This window comes from Gillisia marina (assembly GCF_000258765.1).
GTDB lineage: Bacteria > Bacteroidota > Bacteroidia > Flavobacteriales > Flavobacteriaceae > Gillisia > Gillisia marina.
The window spans coordinates 23,033-41,072 of sequence record NZ_AJLT01000023.1; the positions used below are offsets into that span (position 1 = coordinate 23,033).

14 protein-coding genes and 4 pseudogenes are annotated in these 18,040 nt (G+C 34.4%); 6 read left to right on the forward strand and 12 right to left on the reverse strand.

Annotation, left to right across the window (positions count from 1 at the left end; translation table 11 throughout):
- Nucleotides 1-41: 41 nt before the first annotated feature.
- The 4 genes and pseudogenes from ON07_RS07335 to ON07_RS07350 form a co-directional block, all read right to left on the reverse strand.
- The gene (locus ON07_RS07335) at nt 42-1,676 is read right to left on the reverse strand and encodes an alanine/glycine:cation symporter family protein (protein WP_010229582.1); all 1,635 of its coding nucleotides are present in this window, start codon (nt 1,674-1,676) and stop codon (nt 42-44) included.
- Between the two features lie 258 nt (nt 1,677-1,934).
- Nucleotides 1,935-2,166, reverse strand: a pseudogene (locus ON07_RS17065) (PspC domain-containing protein).
- Nucleotides 2,167-2,186: 20 nt separating this feature from the next.
- Nucleotides 2,187-3,470 carry a DUF2851 family protein gene (locus ON07_RS07345; RefSeq protein WP_010229584.1) on the reverse strand — a complete coding sequence of 428 codons (1,284 nt, stop codon included), beginning with the start codon at nt 3,468-3,470 and terminating at the stop codon, nt 2,187-2,189.
- Between the two features lie 68 nt (nt 3,471-3,538).
- Nucleotides 3,539-4,243, reverse strand: a complete 705-nt coding sequence (locus ON07_RS07350) for an SGNH/GDSL hydrolase family protein (RefSeq protein ID WP_010229586.1) — start codon at nt 4,241-4,243, stop codon at nt 3,539-3,541.
- Nucleotides 4,244-4,356: 113 nt separating this feature from the next.
- On the opposite strand from ON07_RS07350, the gene ON07_RS07355 reads away from it, so the two are divergent.
- Entirely contained in the window at nt 4,357-4,920 is a 564-nt protein-coding gene (locus ON07_RS07355) for a hypothetical protein (protein ID WP_010229588.1), read from the forward strand.
- A 176-nt stretch (nt 4,921-5,096) separates the two neighbouring features.
- On the opposite strand, the pseudogene ON07_RS07360 reads toward ON07_RS07355, so the two are convergent.
- Together ON07_RS07360 and ON07_RS07365 are read right to left on the reverse strand one after the other, a co-directional pair.
- Nucleotides 5,097-6,074 (reverse strand): annotated as a pseudogene (locus ON07_RS07360) (PLP-dependent cysteine synthase family protein); the annotation flags it as partial.
- A gap of 86 nt (nt 6,075-6,160) precedes the next feature.
- A complete protein-coding gene (locus ON07_RS07365; RefSeq protein ID WP_010229593.1) occupies nt 6,161-7,396 on the reverse strand; it encodes an ABC transporter permease in 1,236 nt (411 codons plus the stop codon).
- A gap of 9 nt (nt 7,397-7,405) precedes the next feature.
- On the opposite strand from ON07_RS07365, the pseudogene ON07_RS14840 reads away from it, so the two are divergent.
- A pseudogene (locus ON07_RS14840) lies at nt 7,406-8,670 on the forward strand (exo-beta-N-acetylmuramidase NamZ family protein).
- Nucleotides 8,671-8,685: 15 nt separating this feature from the next.
- A complete protein-coding gene (locus tag ON07_RS07375) occupies nt 8,686-9,210 on the forward strand; it encodes a GNAT family N-acetyltransferase (RefSeq protein ID WP_010229599.1) in 525 nt (174 codons plus the stop codon).
- Nucleotides 9,211-9,299: 89 nt separating this feature from the next.
- Here the strand turns inward: ON07_RS07375 and ON07_RS15925 are convergent, their stop codons facing one another.
- Nucleotides 9,300-10,142, reverse strand: a complete 843-nt coding sequence (locus ON07_RS15925) for a thioredoxin family protein (protein ID WP_010229601.1) — start codon at nt 10,140-10,142, stop codon at nt 9,300-9,302.
- Between the two features lie 55 nt (nt 10,143-10,197).
- Entirely contained in the window at nt 10,198-10,692 is a 495-nt protein-coding gene (locus ON07_RS07385) for a YkgJ family cysteine cluster protein (protein ID WP_029331663.1), read from the reverse strand.
- Nucleotides 10,693-10,704: 12 nt separating this feature from the next.
- On the opposite strand from ON07_RS07385, the gene ON07_RS07390 reads away from it, so the two are divergent.
- Nucleotides 10,705-11,442 (forward strand): class I SAM-dependent methyltransferase, encoded by a 738-nt coding sequence (locus ON07_RS07390; RefSeq protein ID WP_010229605.1) that lies wholly within the window; start codon nt 10,705-10,707, stop codon nt 11,440-11,442.
- 45 nt (nt 11,443-11,487) lie between these two features.
- Here ON07_RS07390 and ON07_RS17070 read toward each other — a convergent pair whose 3' ends face one another.
- The gene (locus tag ON07_RS17070; RefSeq protein WP_010229607.1) at nt 11,488-11,898 is read right to left on the reverse strand and encodes a hypothetical protein; all 411 of its coding nucleotides are present in this window, start codon (nt 11,896-11,898) and stop codon (nt 11,488-11,490) included.
- A 40-nt stretch (nt 11,899-11,938) separates the two neighbouring features.
- Between ON07_RS17070 and ON07_RS17075 the strand changes: the two genes are divergently transcribed.
- Entirely contained in the window at nt 11,939-12,313 is a 375-nt protein-coding gene (locus ON07_RS17075; RefSeq protein WP_010229609.1) for a zinc metalloprotease, read from the forward strand.
- A 152-nt stretch (nt 12,314-12,465) separates the two neighbouring features.
- Here the strand turns inward: ON07_RS17075 and ON07_RS14845 are convergent.
- A pseudogene (locus tag ON07_RS14845) lies at nt 12,466-14,098 on the reverse strand (amidohydrolase).
- Nucleotides 14,099-14,266: 168 nt separating this feature from the next.
- Nucleotides 14,267-15,391: a hypothetical protein gene (locus ON07_RS07405; protein ID WP_029331666.1), complete on the reverse strand. Its 1,125-nt coding sequence runs from the start codon at nt 15,389-15,391 to the stop codon at nt 14,267-14,269.
- A gap of 219 nt (nt 15,392-15,610) precedes the next feature.
- Between ON07_RS07405 and ON07_RS07410 the strand changes: the two genes are divergently transcribed.
- Nucleotides 15,611-16,084, forward strand: coding sequence for a hypothetical protein (locus ON07_RS07410; RefSeq protein WP_010229611.1), 474 nt, complete (start codon nt 15,611-15,613; stop codon nt 16,082-16,084).
- A gap of 209 nt (nt 16,085-16,293) precedes the next feature.
- Here the strand turns inward: ON07_RS07410 and ON07_RS07415 are convergent, their stop codons facing one another.
- Nucleotides 16,294-18,024, reverse strand: a complete 1,731-nt coding sequence (locus tag ON07_RS07415; protein ID WP_010229613.1) for a TonB-dependent receptor — start codon at nt 18,022-18,024, stop codon at nt 16,294-16,296.
- Nucleotides 18,025-18,040 lie beyond the last annotated feature (16 nt).

Consider the following 18,040-nt stretch of genomic DNA (forward strand, 5'->3'; position numbering starts at 1 on the left):
TGAAAGCAATGTGGGATTTTATATTAAAATATTTTATTTTTCTACATCTTCTTTTGAAGGTCATCTGCTCCTTCTTCCAAAGCGTCTTTCTTAATCTTAATTGCATTAAAATATTTTGTAAGTTCTTTCTTAATAACCGGAGTTAAAAACAATACTCCAATAATATTTGGAACCACCATCGCGAAAATCATGGCATCAGAGAAATCTATTACCGCACCTAAACTTATAGATGCACCTATCACAACAAACACAAGAAACACAAGAAACAAAGCTTTGTAAACTAAATCTGTGATTTTTCCTTTTCCAAAAAGGTACACCCAACCTTGCATTCCATAGTATGACCAAGAGATCATAGTAGAGAAGGCAAACAGAATTACCGCTATTGTTAATATAATAGAGAAGTGAGGTATTACGCTATCAAAAGCAATTGCAGTAAGCTCTACACCTTCTGTAATTGGCACTCCGTACGTCATGAATCCACCTTCTAAGTTTGTAATAATAATCACCAAAGCAGTCATAGTACAAATGATCACTGTATCTACGAAAGGCTCCAATAAAGCTACAATACCTTCACTTGCCGGATACTTCGTACGTACAGCAGAGTGAGCAATTGCAGCCGATCCAACACCCGCTTCGTTAGAGAATGCTCCACGACGAATACCTTGAATCATTACACCAATTAATCCACCTGCTATTCCTAATCCCGAGAATGCACCCTGATAAATTAATCCAAAAGCATCATCTATTAAATGCCAGTTAGCTACTAAAATTATAATGGCAGCCAAGACATAAATTCCAGCCATAAAAGGCACTACTTTCTCTGTAACACTTGCAATTCTTTTAATTCCACCAATAATTACTACAGCCACCAATGTTGCCATAACTAATCCAAAGTAAAATCCTGCGTTTCCTCCCGTTAAATCAAATAACTGAACAAACTGAGCAGCGGCTTGGTTGGCTTGAAACATATTTCCACCACCAAAAGATCCACCAATAACAAATACAGCGAAAATCACAGCAAGTACTTTCCCTATAGCTCCGAAACCTTTTTCTTTAAGTCCTTTGCTTAAGTAATACATTGGACCTCCATAAACGGTCCCATCTTCACCAACATCTCTATATTTTACACCTAAGGTACATTCTGCAAATTTTGAAGCCATCCCTAAGAATCCAGCTAAAATCATCCAAAAAGTAGCTCCAGGACCACCAATAGAAAGTGCTACTGCAACTCCTGCGATATTTCCAAGACCAACTGTCGCCGATAAAGCTGCAGTTAATGCCTGAAAGTGAGAAACCTCACCATCTGCACTATCATCCCTTATTGTTTCAATTATATTTTCACCTTCATTTGGCGTAACATCTCCATACAAGGTGCTTGCTCCATGCTTTTCGATGTCTTCATAATCACCCTTCACTACTTTAAGAGCAGTAAAGAAACCAGTGATATTAATAAACTTAAAGTAAATGGTAAAATACAATGCACCTCCAATAAGTACTATTAAAACCCAAGGGATTTGATAATATTCTGAAAAAGGAATTTCGTAAAAAATCAAGTCTACGAACCAACTAGTATAAGCACGAAAAGTCTCGTCTATTGCTTCAGATGTGGTTTGCTCTTGAGCGAAAGTTAGTAGTGGAGCTAGTATTGCAAATAAGGAAAATAAAATTTTCTTCATTATTACTTAGGGTTTATTGGTTTAAGATTTATAAAAATTGAAGCGCAAGATGAATAAAAATATCAGTAATTCAAATTTTTACTAGTTAAAATGTTAAAGATTTACTAAACGCAATATACTTGCTTCAATTTGTCTATCTAATTGAAATTGCCAATTAAGATTAATTCAGAATCCCATTTTTAGTTTGTAGAACATTTCGGCTTATAACATTCTATAAGCTCTTTGTAGAATTAAGCATTCAATAAACAATTAAATATTTCACAGGTCAAACACCGAAGTTCGTTTTGTGTAAACCATATCTTTCAGTTTAAGCCAAAATGCAAATGTTAGGTAAAATGCAAAGCCCAATCCTAAAGTTGCAAAAGAAAGATAAATAAAAAAAAAGTCTGATTGTTTTGGCGCGAATACCAAGTTTATCTGCCAAGCGGGAGGAAACATAAAATCCGTTTCGCTCAAAATAATGCCTTATGGAATATACAAGTTTTAACACTTTTCAAATATACTAATTATTTATACCAAGCCCTGAATAAGTTTCACTCCTAGACCACATTGCAAACATGCATTTTTATCGCAATATTCATTTTTGAGCTGAAGCAAGGCTTGAGAATCATGTGCGTTGGTTGACGTTTTTGGTCTTAAAACATTGAAATTTTCTAGAGTCGAATTCTTCTCGGATTTAACTTGCTGAATAATTTCCAACGTCTCCGAAGTTTCCTTATCTCCCGTTTCCTTCAAATGGCAAAATTTAAAAGGAACTATGGTATTTATGATTAAAAGATCGATGAAATTTTGAGTCAGTTTCTTTTTTCTGGGTTTATGATTCTTTTTAAAGGTATAATGAGTTTCCCAAAACTCTGAGGTGGCAGAACTAAATAGTCGATAAAGTTCTTCTTTGCTCTTACATTTTATCACTCCTGAAAATAAATGTGGTAGCGTACTATAGAGTTGTGCCAATTGCGAAAGCCTAATTGTAGGAAAATTATCCGGTCTCAATCTAAAAAACTGAGGGGCAATTACTGAAGAATTATCCAGATTAAATTTTTGTTTCAAAAACTCATATTCAACTTTGAGAGCAATAAAATAGGCATGATCTAAATCCTCACGAAGCAAACCGGCTTGACCCAAGAAAAGGGCTTCCAATTTAAAAGAAGACTTTCCAATTTTCTGAATCACTTTAAAATCGATACTATTTGCAATACTTTCAAAAGCGTCTCCATTCACTTTGAGTCCGAAATTTCTAAATAGCAATTTAAAAAGTACTTCTTCCCAGTTATTTCCGGTAGTCTTAAGCATCTCCAGGATCTTGATAGATTTCTTCTCTAATCGTTCAAAATAAACCCGTTCTAGCCAGTTAGACATTATAAAATCATCAAAAAGTCTAAAATCTTTTTCGCAGTTGATCCACTTTTTGCTGCCATTTTGCAGTAAAGACTTATAATTATTAAAAGAATCTGGATGCACTAATGCCTTTAATTCCATAGTGGGAATTGCAGAGTTATCTTTTCTGAAAACTTCTCCATCATCTTTCCAAACCACATGAAGAATCACGTTGTCATAGTTAGCATCTGTTTCATGTCTATGAAGATACCAGTCTGAAGATTTTATATGAATTTCAACATTTCCCGCCCAAAGTTGATGATCTATTTCAATCTTAGCATTAAAAAAGTCTGGGCCGGAATTATGATTATGCTTTCCAACATCCAATATGGAAAGTTTCAAATTATTAGTAGTTCTGGTATTACCAAAATCAAACTTTTTGAATTTCCAGAGATAATGTAGAAAGTCTTCTTGCATCAAATAAATGTAAAGCTTTTACATGTATCTAACTGATGCTTAAAGTGTTAAAAAATACGAGAAAACAGTTATTGCAACTTATCGAAAACCTCATCGCCAAACAAATTCACCCAAAGTGTATACATTTTTCCACTAGGGTGCAATCCGTCGTTAGCAACTAAAGATCTATCCGACTTTCCCATTTTGGAGATTGGGGTGATATTATAATAAGAAAGACCAAATTGATCGGTTACTTTTTTGAGAACAGCATTAAATTCTGCTATTTCTCTACCAATTTCCTCAGCATTGGAGGCTCCAAAGGGCGTTGCTCCATAATCTGGAATACTAACCACAAAAACTCCTTCTTTTCCAGTCTTGGAAAATTCTATAGCTTCAGAAAAAATGGTATTTAAATCTGCTTCATAATCTACGATAGATTTATTCTGATATTGATTATTCACACCTATTAAGACAGAAACGAGGTTATATTTCTCGTTACCAAGATTGGCATCCATAGCATTCAATAAATTATCTGTAGTCCAACCGGTTTTTGCAATAATCTTTGGCGCATTAATTTCCTCTCCTTTTATGCGTAATTGCCTAACAAGTTGCACTGGCCAACGCATATCTTCAGAAACACTTTCTCCAATAGTATAAGAATCTCCGAGAGCCAAATAGCTCAAGTTATTCGGGTTATCCGGAATATCATTTTCTTCAGGCTTTAGAGCTTCTGAAGAACTACTACAACCCACAATAAACATGAATAAGCCAAAAACAATTAAAAGAGACCTCATTGGATATATATATATTAATTTATGGTGGAAATGTAATTTATTTTTGAATGCAAGCAATCCATTTTAATAAACTTATAAGACTTCAAATTAGTATATTTAGAAAAAATTAAATTATGAAATACATTTCCATTCTTCTATTCCTTTTATTTACTCAAAATAGCATTGCTCAAGATAAAAATAATGCAGAACTATTCTGGAATAATTTAAAGGAATACTGCGGAAAGGCATTTGAAGGAAAACTAGATGAATCTATAAAAAATGATAGTTTTTCAGGAAAGAAACTCACCATGTATGTTTGGGATTGCGATGAGAAAACAATTAAAATCCCTTTCTATGTAGGAGATGATAAATCCCGTATTTGGGTTCTTACTTTGGAAGGAGATCGAATAAAACTAAAGCACGATCATAGACATGAGGATGGAAGTGAAGATTCTATTACCCAATATGGTGGAATGAGTACAAATGCTGGGTTAGAAAATCTTCAGTTTTTCCCTGCAGACGTAGAGACTGCCAAACTAATACCTGCTGCCGCTCCTAATGTTTGGTGGATTACTTTAGATGAAGACACTTTTTCCTACAATTTAAAAAGATTAGGAACCGAAAGACCACAATTCACAGTTACTTTCGATCTTACGAAGCCAGTTGAAATTCCAGGTGCCCCTTGGGGAGCGGAATAAATTGAAAAAGAAAAGAGCCTGACAAGTTAATAAATCCGTCATCCTGTCCCGAAACATCGGGAATTTCAGGATCTCAATTAATTTGTAATTAATTGGACTAGAAGCTGAAACCAGTTCAGCTTGACGTGAAAGATTAAAACTTTTCAGGCTCTTTATTATTTACTAAATCAGGTCTATTCGATATAACCCATTTTCTTCATCCATTCGTCATTAAATATTTTCCCAACATATCTACTTCCATGATCATGGAATAGTACTACGACTACATCGTCTTTTTTGAAATGTTCTTTTAGTTGAAGCAGTCCTTTAACAGCCGCTCCGGCACTATTTCCAAGGAACATACCTTCTTCTTTTGCTAACCTACGGGTATAAACCGCAGCGTCCTTATCGGTTACTTTCGTGAAACCGTCTATCAATGAAAAATCTACATTTTCGGGAAGAATATCTTCTCCAATTCCTTCGGTTACATAAGAATAAATTTCCTTTTCATCGAAAATCCCGGTTTCGTGATATTTTTTGAATACCGATCCATAAGTATCTATACCCCAAACTTTAATATTTGGGTTTTGTTCTTTCAAATATTTACCAATCCCAGAAATAGTTCCACCTGTCCCTACTCCTACTACAAAATGAGTGATTTTCCCATCTGTTTGTCTCCAAATTTCCGGGCCTGTACTTTCGTAATGTGCTTTGGCATTCGACGGATTATCATACTGATTTACATACCAAGAATTTGGTGTTTCTTCGGCTAAACGCTTAGAAGTAGAATAATAAGATCTTGGATCTGTTGGCTCTACATCTGTTGGACATACTACCACTTCACTTCCAACAGCTCTAAGAATATCCATTTTTTCCTTGCTCTGCTTATCACTAATCACACAAATCATTTTGTAGCCTTTGATAATCGCTACAAGCGCCAAGCCCATTCCCGTATTTCCTGAAGTGCCTTCAATAATAGTGCCTCCCGGCTTTAGTTTCCCGCTAGCTTCCGCATCTTCGATCATTTTAACCGCCATTCTATCCTTTGCAGAATTTCCCGGATTAAAAGTTTCATATTTAGCTAAAACCAAAGCATCGATTTCTTCGGTTAGTTTATTCATTTTCACCAATGGCGTGTTTCCAATGGTTCCTAATATATTTTCAGCGTATTCCATAGTTTATTTTTGAAAGCGCAAAGGTACTCTTCAGAATATCACTTTGCAAGGTTTTAAGTAAATCTGTAAAAACGGCAACTCCGAAATTAGTCGAATTTCATCGCTTTTACTGGCGAGATCTTGGTAATAATTATAGAAGGAATTAACAACATAAGAAGACATAAAATAAGTGTTCCAACATTTACACCTACAATATATTCCCAACCAATATATACAGGCACTTCAGTAACATAATAGGTCTCCGGATTTAATGGGAAAAGCTTAAAATACTTCTGAATAAACAGCAAGCCTAACCCTATAAGGTTTCCCCAGAATAATCCTAGTAAAATTAAATAAGAGGCGTTGTACAGAAATATCTTTCTTATACTCCAGTCGGAACCTCCAAGTGCCTTTAAGATCCCGATCATTTGTGTCCGCTCCAAAATCAAAACCAAAAGAGCAGTGATCATGTTGATACCTGCTACCAAAATCATAATTCCTATGATGAGTGCGATATTAAAATCGAATAAAGACAGCCATTCAAAAATTGAGGCATATTTCTGTTTGATTGTTTGCGTGTCTAAAAACGAATTGGTGTTATCATAAACTTCGGCTCCTTTGAGATCCAATTCATCAAAATCTTCGATAAAAACTTCAAATCCTCCGACTTGATTTTTATCCCAACCGTTTATCCGCTGTATATGGCGAATATCAGAGAGCATATAAAGCTCATCAAATTCCTGAAAACCAGAATTATAAATTCCTTTGATTATAAAAGCTCTCAACAATGGAGGCCTACTTGAATCTTCCCGAAGAAAGTACGTAATTATCTTATCCCCCACTTTAAAACCCAATCTATTGGCTATGTATTGTGAAATAAGCACATCTTCGTTTAGATTATCACTATAATCCGGTAATTCTCCTTCTACAATAAAGTCAGCAAAATTCTCCCATTTATAATCGCCTCCAACGCCTTTTACAATAACAAATTCAAAATCTGTTTCAGTTCGAATGATACTAGCTTCAGTTGCTACCGCTTGAATATGAGAAATTCCGTCCACAGATTTGAATTCAGGATAAAAATCCTGTTCCAACGAAACAGGCATTAAAGAGACCTGAGAGCTGTTATTATCGTAACTCTCAATGTTGATATGCCCATTAAAAGCAGCTATTTTTTCCCGGATTTTAACCTGAAGTCCCATCCCGGTGGCAAAAGAAACCAACATCATAATCACCCCAATAGCGATTGCTGCAATTGCAATTTTTATAATCGGTGCCGAAATACTACTTTTATACTTCTTTGCCCGGATAAGCCGTTTGGCTATAAAAAATTCAAAATTCAAGATAGATTCATGATTTATAGATTCTTCAAAAATACATTTTTATTCGCTTTTATTCTTAGTGTTTCCTGCGGAAGAAGTACGGGACAAATCAATTCTGAAAATACCGATGCTGCCAAGGAAACAGATTCTATTATTTCAGTTGAAAAAATCTCCCCGAATTTAGTTTTAGGCGCTAATAGAACTGAAGCTATCTCCCTTTTCTAAAGAATAAAAAAATTGGAATCGTTGGTAATCAAAGTAGTTTGATATTGAATAGTTCTGAAGAATTTGAAACCCCAACCTATACTCATTTAGTGGATTCTTTGGTGTCCTTAAAATTAGAGGTAGTCAAGGTTTTTGCACCGGAACATGGTTTTCGTGGTACTGCAGATGCCGGAGAAACCATAAAAGATGGTAAAGATGTAAAAACGGGGCTTCCCATTATTTCTCTCTACGGAAACAATAAAAAACCAAAACCAGAGCAATTAAAAGGGATCGATATAATGATTTTCGATCTTCAAGATGTGGGCGCTAGATTCTATACCTATATTTCGTCGCTACATTATGTGATGGAAGCCTGTGCAGAAAATAATATTCCGCTTATTATCTTGGATCGGCCTAATCCCAATGGTCATTATATTGATGGCCCAATTTTAAAGCCGGAACACAGCAGCTTTGTGGGAATGCATCCAATTCCGGTTGTTCACGGATTAACAATGGCAGAATATGCACAAATGATCAATGGTGAAAAGTGGTTAAAAAATGGAATTCAGTGTGATTTACAGATTATTGGAATGGAGAATTATACGCATAATTTAAAATATGAGCTCCCTGTGAAGCCCTCTCCTAATCTTCCCAATACTAAGGCTATCAATTTATATCCTAGTTTATGCTTTTTTGAAGGCACCAACGTAAATGCTGGAAGAGGAACCAACAAACAATTTCAAGTTTTTGGGTCGCCTTTTTTGAATAAAGAAATCTTCAAGTTCTCTTATACTCCGGAATCTTTAGAAGGCGCAAAAAGCCCTAAGCATTTAGGCAAGCTTTGCTATGGAGAAGACCTAAGTGAAACTCCCTGTCTGAATAGGATCAATTTGGATTGGCTAATAAATGCCTATAATAATACTGCAAATCAGAAAGATTTCTTCAATAGCTTTTTCACAAAACTTGCTGGTGGAACAGAACTACAGAATCAAATTGAAGCAGGAATGACTTCCGAAGAAATAAAGCAAAGTTGGCAGGAAGGATTAGAAAAATTCAAACTGAAAAGACAAGCTTATTTACTTTATAAATAATATCAAAATCATTTTATGGCCAACCAGAATTATATCGTTAGAAACGCAAAGGCTGACGAATTTGAAGAGATAGGGAAATTAATGATTCAGGTATATTCACAATTAGAAGGTTTTCCAAAAGAAACAGAGCAACCAGAATATTACAAAATGCTGGCGAATATTGGAGAGCTAACTAAAAAACCAAATACTGAACTTCTAATCGCAATCTCTGCAGACAAGAGAATAGTCGGGGCAGTTGTTTATTTTAGTGATATGAGTGTTTATGGCTCCGGAGGCATAGCAACTCAAGAAAAGAATGCTTCCGGGTTTAGATTGTTAGCTGTAGATCATGAAGTCAGAGGACAGGGAATTGGAAAGTTACTTACACTTAAATGTATAGAAAAAGCGAATGAAGCCCACCAGCAACAAGTTATTATACATTCTACAGAATTCATGAAAGTTGCTTGGAAAATGTATGAGAATCTAGGTTTTGAAAGATCTGAAGATTTAGATTTTATGCAGGGGAATCTCCCGGTTTTTGGGTTTCGATTGAAACTTTAAGAAAGTCTTATTTTTCTCAAATTTAAGAAATGAAACTTGGATAGTTTACAATCAAAACGAATGTTGGTTTATTAAAAATTTTCAAATATTTAATTCATAAAAAGTTCTGACTTTTTAAGATATATATTAGAATTATCGATACTTGCAAGTTGACTTTTCCACTTCGTTATTTCAAGATTGTCTTTTTTACTTAATGAAACGCAGTAATTTAAATAAGTATACAATAATTTATTCCCTCTAGACATATTTGAAGGTTCAAAGTTTTTTTCTAGTTTTTTTGACACCCTTTTCATTTTATTTAAATAAAGATCAATTTGAATTTCCATTAGAGAAACTTTTTCCTTCATGTTAATATAATTGCTCTGATCCTTATCCAACATTTTTTCACCATTTCTCAAATAGTTATTTGCCAAGGCTAAAAATTCAAATCGAATATCTTTTTGTAAATACTGACTATAATCTATATATTTTTGTGCCAATCTTATTCCACTTGCATAATTCTGGTGTTTAAAATAATTTAAATTCTCTGTACGGAGAAAGCTAGTATTTAATGCATATTCCTTCAAAATTTCACTTAATTCTTCTTTATTCATATAGCCTACTTGCTGAAAGATCATTTCTCCGTGACCATCCATAATAAGAACTAATGGAATAGCATTGACTCCAAATTTTTGTGCAAGAGGAGTTCTTTTATCTAAATCTATTTTTAAAGGAACATAAGCTTTAGTTATTTCTTGAACCTCTCTATCGCTCCACGATTCTCTATCCATTTTCTTACATGGACCGCACCAGGTAGCCCAAAAATCAACTAAGATAAGCCTATCTGTTGCGACGGCTAATTTTTGAGCATTTTCAAACGAACTTGTCCAACCGACCTGAGAAAAAGACTGTACACTTAATAAAACAAATAAAAAAGTAACTGCTTTAAACATATTTAAGATTTTCAATTTGAAAAATATAATTAATCACATCAAAATCCTAAAAAATTTACATTTTAATCCTTCTTTTCATTTCTTCCACAATATTATAAGCTGCCGGGCAAATAGCGGTGTTATTTAAGGTGATGTTGGAAATCTTATGGAAATCCTTTCTATCGGTATGTGGATATTCTCTGCAAGCTTTCGGCCGTACTTCATAAATAGAACAATAATTATCGTCGCCTAAAAAAGTACATGGCACTTGCTGCAATACATGATCATTATCTTCGTCCACTCTTAAATATGTCTCAATAAATTGAGCTGGTTTCTGCCGAAAATGTTTCGCAATTCGTTCTATATCCTTATTGGTGAATAAAGGGCCTGTGGTTTTACAACAGTTCGCGCAGGTAAGACAATCGGTGCGTTTAAATTCCTCTTCATGCAGTTCTTGCATCTGAAAATCCAAATGCTTTGGTGGTCTTTTTCGCAGCTTCGCGAAGAACTTTTTATTCTCGTTATGCTTATCTTTAGCCTTTTTCGGGAGATCCTTCAAAATTTCTTCCATAAGCGCAAAGATATGAAGAAGCAAGAAAGCAGCAAGGCGGTAGTAGATGTGTTTGGGAAAGCTATTTCCGCTTATTATTATGAAAAAGAGGAAACTCCTATTTTGGTTCATTCCCCGGATTTTGATGATGACGAAATTCTTGTTCCTTACTTATTTAGAGATTTTAAGGAAATGCCGGAGTTGGAGCAAGCCGCTTTGGAAAAGGCTACAGGAAAAGTTTTGGATGTGGGATGTGGTGCAGGAAGTCATGCGTTGTTTCTACAGAATGAAAAAAAATTAGAAGTGACGGCCATCGATATTTCTAAAGGAGCCTTGGAGATTTGCAAGTTACGAGGAATCAAGGATGTAAGGAAGATTGATTATTTCGATCTAAAAAACGAACAATTTGATACTATCTTATTATTGATGAATGGGACAGGAATTATTGAAAAACTAAAGAATCTCGATAAATTTTTTCAACATTCAAAAACCTTACTGTCGAAAAATGGGCAAATTTTAATAGACTCCTCAGACCTCAGCTATTTATTCGACCCCGATGAAGATGGTGGAATTTGGATAGATCCCGATGCTCCTTATTATGGTGAATTAGAATTCAGCATTAGTTACAAAGGAGAACAATCTGCAGAATTTCCTTGGCTGTATCTGGATTTTAATAGTTTGGCGTTGGCAGCTCAAAAAAATAATTTTAGTTGTGAACTAGTAAAGAAAGGGGAGCATTACGATTATTTAGCAATCTTAAAACCGTTATAGTAAGAAGCCCGTAAATATCTCTTAGAAGACTGATACTTATTCGTTTCAATAATTATATTTAAATTTAGACCCCTTTATAAACCGTAATACACCATGAAAACCCCTAAAATAGTATTCACTTTTTTTATTTCTGCTTTTAATAGTTGGATGTTCTAAAGATTCGGCCAATACAGATAACGGAACACCAACAGTCGATAAAAGCGCAAATTTAAAGGCTTTAGGCGCCTCTGCTAATGAACTTTTAAGTGATGCTAGATTTACTTCCTTAACTATCGAAATTGTATATGTAACCGGATTTAAACCCACTGATGCTGCCCTTAACAGTGTATCACAATTCCTTGGACAGCACACTTTTAAACCGGATGGAATTACAATTACCACTCGTGCAGTAGCCAGTTCTAACAAAGCTCCATTTTCTATTGAAGAGATTGCGGAGATAGAAAAAGATGAGCGCAATGTTTATAATGCAGGAGATGAAATAGCCGTTTTTATTTATGTGGCAGATGGAAGTAACGAAAATGACGAAAACAATAAAGTGGTTTTAGGTTCTGCCTTTAGAAATACTTCTATTGTCCTTTATGGAAAAACTATAGAAAACATCGCAAATAATTCGGCTTCTACAGCCAAGAGTGATGTAGAATCTGCTGTTTTGAATCATGAGCTTGGACACCTATTTGGATTGGTAGATGTTGGATCTCCTATGCAAGTAGATCATGAAGACCCAGATAGTGAAGCTCACTGTAATGTAAACGGATGCCTAATGACTTCCAATATTGAGTTTGGTGGCAGTATTATAGATATGGTTGACAATAATGTGCCAGAATTAGACGATCTTTGTATTAACGATCTCGTTGCCAATGGCGGAAGATAATTAAGGTTACCTGAAAGTTGATTAAATCGTGTACCTTCCAGAACACCCTTTAAATATTTTTAATTTTCAGGTAATCTTTTGAACTCAAATAATATTAAATAATGCTGAGCATAATGTACTCAGCATTTATTTTTTTCTGAAATTATATTTCCTTAATTCACTTTCTCTCCGTTCACATAAGTTTTCAACACGTTGATATTTGGGATTTCTTCTTCCTTCACTTCCATGATATTTTGGTCCAAGATTATAAAATCGGCGAATTTACCGGCTTCTATACTCCCTTTCTCATCTTCTTCAAAATTAGAGTATGCAGCCCAAATAGTCATTCCTTTTAAGGTTTCTTCTCTAGACAAGGCTTGCTCCATTTTATACCCATTTTCCGGATAATTTTTGAGATCTTTTCTAGCCGTAGACGCATAAAAGGTATAAAACGGATTCACCTCTTCCACCGGAAAATCTGTCCCTAACGCGACAATCCCTGCTTGATCCAATAATTTTTTAAAAGCATATGCGCCTTTAATCCTATCTGCTCCAAGTCTATCTTCTGCCCAATACATATCACTAGTGGCATGTGTAGGTTGGATAGACGGAATAATATTTTTACTGAAGTATTTAAAATCTGCCGAATCTATTACTTGTGCATGCTCCACTCTCCATCTGCGATCGTTCTTGCCCTTTAATAATTCATCATAGGTTTGAAGCACTAATCTATTAGCGGAATCCCCAATAGCATGAGTATTCATTTGAAATTTGGAATTTGCAATTCTTTGAGCCGTTTTCTTAAAATCTGCTACCGGAGATAGCAATGCTCCATAATGGTCTTCAAGATCTGAATATGGTTCCTTTAAGGCTGCACCTCTAGATCCTAAAGCGCCATCACCATAAAACTTCACAGAACGCACATTTAGTCTTTCAGTTTTAATTGGATCCTTAGCTAAATAAAAATCTAAATTTTCTTTGGTATTGCTTATCATCGCATAGATACGGGTCTTTAAACTTCCTGACTTTTGTAAACTATCTATAAGCTGAATAGTTTTTTTTATCTATTCCGGCATCTACAACTGTAGTTAAGCCATAACTAAAGCAAATTTTTTGAGCCTCCAATAAAGCCTGAATTTGCTCTTTTTTTGAAGGTTCTTCTACGGCATCATAAACAAAACTCATAGGATTATCTATTAGAATCCCCGTAAGTTTTCCGTTTTTAATTTCAATTGCACCACCTTCCGGAGAACTATCTATAGTTACTCCTGCTTTATCTAAAGCCGCTTGATTTGCTAATAATGCATGCCCATCTATTCTTGTTATTGCAACTGGAGTATCAGGGAATAAACTATCCAATTTTTCTTTAGATGGAAATTCTTTAAGCTCCCAGTCATTCTGATCCCAACCTCTACCAGTTATAAAATCCACATTTCGTTCTTTTTGAAAAGCAACAATTTTATCTAAAACCTCCTGAAAACTATTAGTTCCCGTGAGATCCACCTTTTGCTGCTGTAAACCCATTCTATAAAAATGTGCATGAGCATCTATAAATCCAGGGAGAATGGTTTTACCTTCTGCATCTAATTTTTCTTTAAAATCATATTTTTCCATAATGGCTTCAGATGAGCCTGATTCCAAAAATCTGCCATTTTTCACAGCAAAAGCTTCAGAGTTGGAAAACGCATCATCTACGGTGTATACATTTCCATTATAAACTAATAAATCTGCCTGTTGTTTTTCTTCAGTATTACAAGAAATAAGTAAGGCAAGTAGCAGTCCTAAATAAGGTAATTTATTGAGCATATTTAAAATTTTTCATAAAAATAGCTAATGTGGATTAAATGAAGAGATTTCCACTGCATATGTTTCAGAAAAAATAGTATTTAGAAGTGTTCAAAAATCAATTTCACCTACATAAAAAAAGATCGAGATTAAAATCCCGATCCTTTAGATTTTTTAAAAAACTATAAATTATCTTAAGCCAACTGCCTCTAAAATTGCTACCCTAATACTAGGATTAGCGGCTGCTGCTAAAGCAACGGAGATTATAAGTCCGATCATAGCAAAAGAGAAATCTTTAAAAATCATTTTTCCGGCTTTCTTGCGATGCTTTTTACCTTTCTTGGTTCTGGCAAGACTTATTGCAATTTCACGACCCCCGATAATACCAAGGAACAACCAAGTTGTACTCATTGGAACGGTACTGATAAACAATTTATAAATAAGTAAAATCACATAAGTAGCATCCACTAGGGTTGCTGCTCGAATATCTGAAATCCTAGCTTTTTCACTTACAACTTTCTGAATTTTATCTCCTCTTAAATAAAATAACAAACCAAGTCCGGCAAAAATTGTTACCGCAAAAATTATAAACTGAGTTAAGGTTTGTTGCCTTGGTAGATATACAGCGATATTCGCTCCATCTTGCATCACCCAAACAGCCCACAAAGATCCACTTACTATCCATTGTACTACATTCCAACTCTTATGAAACTTCCTGCTTTTAAAAAATGTCTTAATAAGATTGTAAGAGAAATACCAAACTGCAAAAGACAAGATAAATGCCATCGCATAACCAGATAAACTTTTCGCTACTACTGAAGTAATCCCTGATGTATCTGCACTAAATACAGATAAAATAAGGAATGTAGTGGATACCGGCATTCTTAATCTTGTTAAGATCAACAACACCAAAGGAGCTATAATCTGGAAAAAGCTAAAGTTTTCCGGGTGTGGATATTTTGTTGTTCCATCGGGTTTTAAAAGCCTTTGAAAGGTAACATCCCCATCAAAAATTATCCAACTAGAAATAACTGTGATAAGAAAAATTCCTCCAATATAAAGCCATAACACCCACCATCTTCTAGTCTTATTACTTTCTATAAAAGTTCCTAAAGATTGAATACTATCGTTTGCAACGGTTGCATAAGCTGCAAAAAAGAAACCAAGCCACATCGCCGCTTGGCCATTTCCGGTAAAAATACCGGCTAAAATAATTCCAATAATAATTAGCGCTAAAAACGCCTTTTCCTGAATCATGAAATCCAAAATATTCAGGTATGGACGAGATCTGTCGCTTCTTTTAAACTTTGCCATCTAATTAGGGTATTTGTGTTTAATAGGAAATGAATTAAAATTATATTGAATGTGTAATTATATTTTTCTCTTATCGGAATCAAAAATAAACTTTTTAAGTTAATATGAAATCAATATTCGACCAAAGGCCTCAATTGCTATTTTAGCATAAAAAAATATCTTTAATTCAGGTTGTGATAACTGGAATCATGCAGTAGAAAAAGTTTTCAAAATTAAAACATGTATAAACATCAAAATAAACTACGCTTAACATTTTATGCGATCTTTAGTTTGATCGCGCTTATTATTTTAGTCGATTTTGTAGCTCCAGGAAGATTTATAATAGATGAAATTGTAGCTGTGCAAAAGGAAAGACAGCAATATTACAATGCCTCCAGAAACTACCATTATTCATATAAAGTAGCTACGAGTGAACATGAATTTTTAGTGGACGAAGATTTTGCTGAATTAGAATTGATGGATAAAAGAATCGAATACTCAGTTTCTCCTTTATTCAAACAAGTAAATTGGTATAAATTAAGTTCAGACAAATACAAATCCTTCTATTCTTTAAGAATTGCATCTGGACTCGTACTTCCAATGCTGACTATTATTACGATTTTTGTGGCTTTTAAATATAAAAAGAAATTAGGCATATTTCTTTTTATACTTCAGATATTAATAATAGTGGATCTGTTATTTTTAATGACTTAACTAATGTATGTCAGTTGCCCATATAATTTAAAAGCAAAATATAAGTATTTGTGTAAAAAGTGAAGTTTTATACACCAATTAAAATATAGCAAAATCGAAAGAAACACATCCCTAGACCTTGCTACATGAGCTAAATAGTTCCGTTATTATAACAAATAAAAAAAAGACCGTTCTAGAAGAACAGCCTTTTTCTATTGGTAAATTACACCTTATTTATAATCGAACTTATATGTGGCCCCAGCCATTACCTGAATCCCTTGAACAGGAAAATTAGACCAACGTTCGTAAGTATCTCCTAATAGATTATTACCCCTAGCAAATATGGAAAGTTGATCGTTAAACCTATATCCAACATTTGCATTAAGATCTGTAAACCCATCTAAAGTAATTGTTCTACTTCCTATGGCACCTCCACCATCAATTGTTTCTTCTCTATCTTTTCTTTCTCCGGTATAAAATAAGTTAGCTCCTGCAAACCATTTTTCGGTGATTTGGTAATCCATCAATAAAGACGCTTTCATTTCTGGTAGATTCCATGCTTCAGCTTCGAATTCAGAATCATAACTGTAGAAAGATCCTCTTACACCTAATTTAAAATCCCTATTCACATCTACATTCAGTTCTCCTGAAAAAGATAGAGTATTAATATCGTCGTAAACAACTCCAAATGAATTTCCGAAGGCATAATCCTCTGTGCTTGAAGGATTGCTTAAATTAGCCAGGTATAAGGCTTTATTGATCTCTGATGCATAACCTCCCTTAAGATTATAACCAATACTATTGCTGAGTTTTCCTTTTGCTCCCACATACGCATCGTAAGACTTATCTGTTGGAGTTATATTTAAAGTAGGTGAAACAAATGGATTCCCTTGTGCAAAATTGAAATAGGTATTCTGACTTAAACTTCCTTCCAATCCCGCATAAGGAATAAAGTAGTCTCCAGCCAATCTATAACTAGCAGTTACTTGAGGATAGATGTAAAAACTGTTATCGCTATTTTCTGTATCCAACCCGTACACGAAAGAAGCTCCTAAGTTTAAAGTTAGATTATCCCTTAGTACCAGCAAACTTGGAGTAATCCCAAAAATCATCTGTGAATACTTCAACTCATTTGGAGTATTGTATCCTTGATCAAATTTTCCACTTAGCACATTTGCAAATACCTTCGTGCTAATTAATTCATCAGCTATATTTACTTCAAAAGTACCATCGGCTTTAAAATTGTGTTCAGCAGAATCGTAAGAATCACCAAAATATCTATAGTTCGCCGATGCTTTATTTAAGAAAGAATCATATAATTCCAACTCTCCTCCAAGACTTCCCGAAAAATAATTTTGCGTAGGATCTATTGCAACAATTAATTCGTTAGATAATCGTGTTTGCTCCGGTAACCCATACCAGTTGAATAATTGATGTTGAAGACCTAATTCGGTATTCCAATTACTTTTCTTATTCTTAGAGCTATAATTTAAATTGAGCTCTGTATCATAATACTTATCGTCCAATCTCACGTCTTCTATTCCTCCCTGAGAAGAATTATGGGTAAGATATACGCCAAAATTATCGCTTTTACTAATTTCTAAATTGCTATAAAACTCAGCCAATACATTAGAATAACTTCCAAATCCAAGGGTGACATAATTATCATAAAGCTTTACCCTTTTTTCCCGTTCTACTTTTGTTGCGCGCCCTTTAGAAGGTGTAAAAGTTGAAGCTACCGGTACAGAAAAAATACTGTATTTCACAGGTTTCTTTTCTAAGCTTACGGAATCTCCTTGTACGGGAGTTTCTTTAATTTTAAAAGCATCATTCACAGAAGGCGTGTAAGGCTTTACAACTATTACCGTTTCGTTACCCAAAGGTTTATCCTGAGCCACCAAAACACCGGTAAATAAAAATGACAATAAAAACAGACTTCTTTTAATTGAAGGGGTTTGCATATTGAGGTACTTAAAT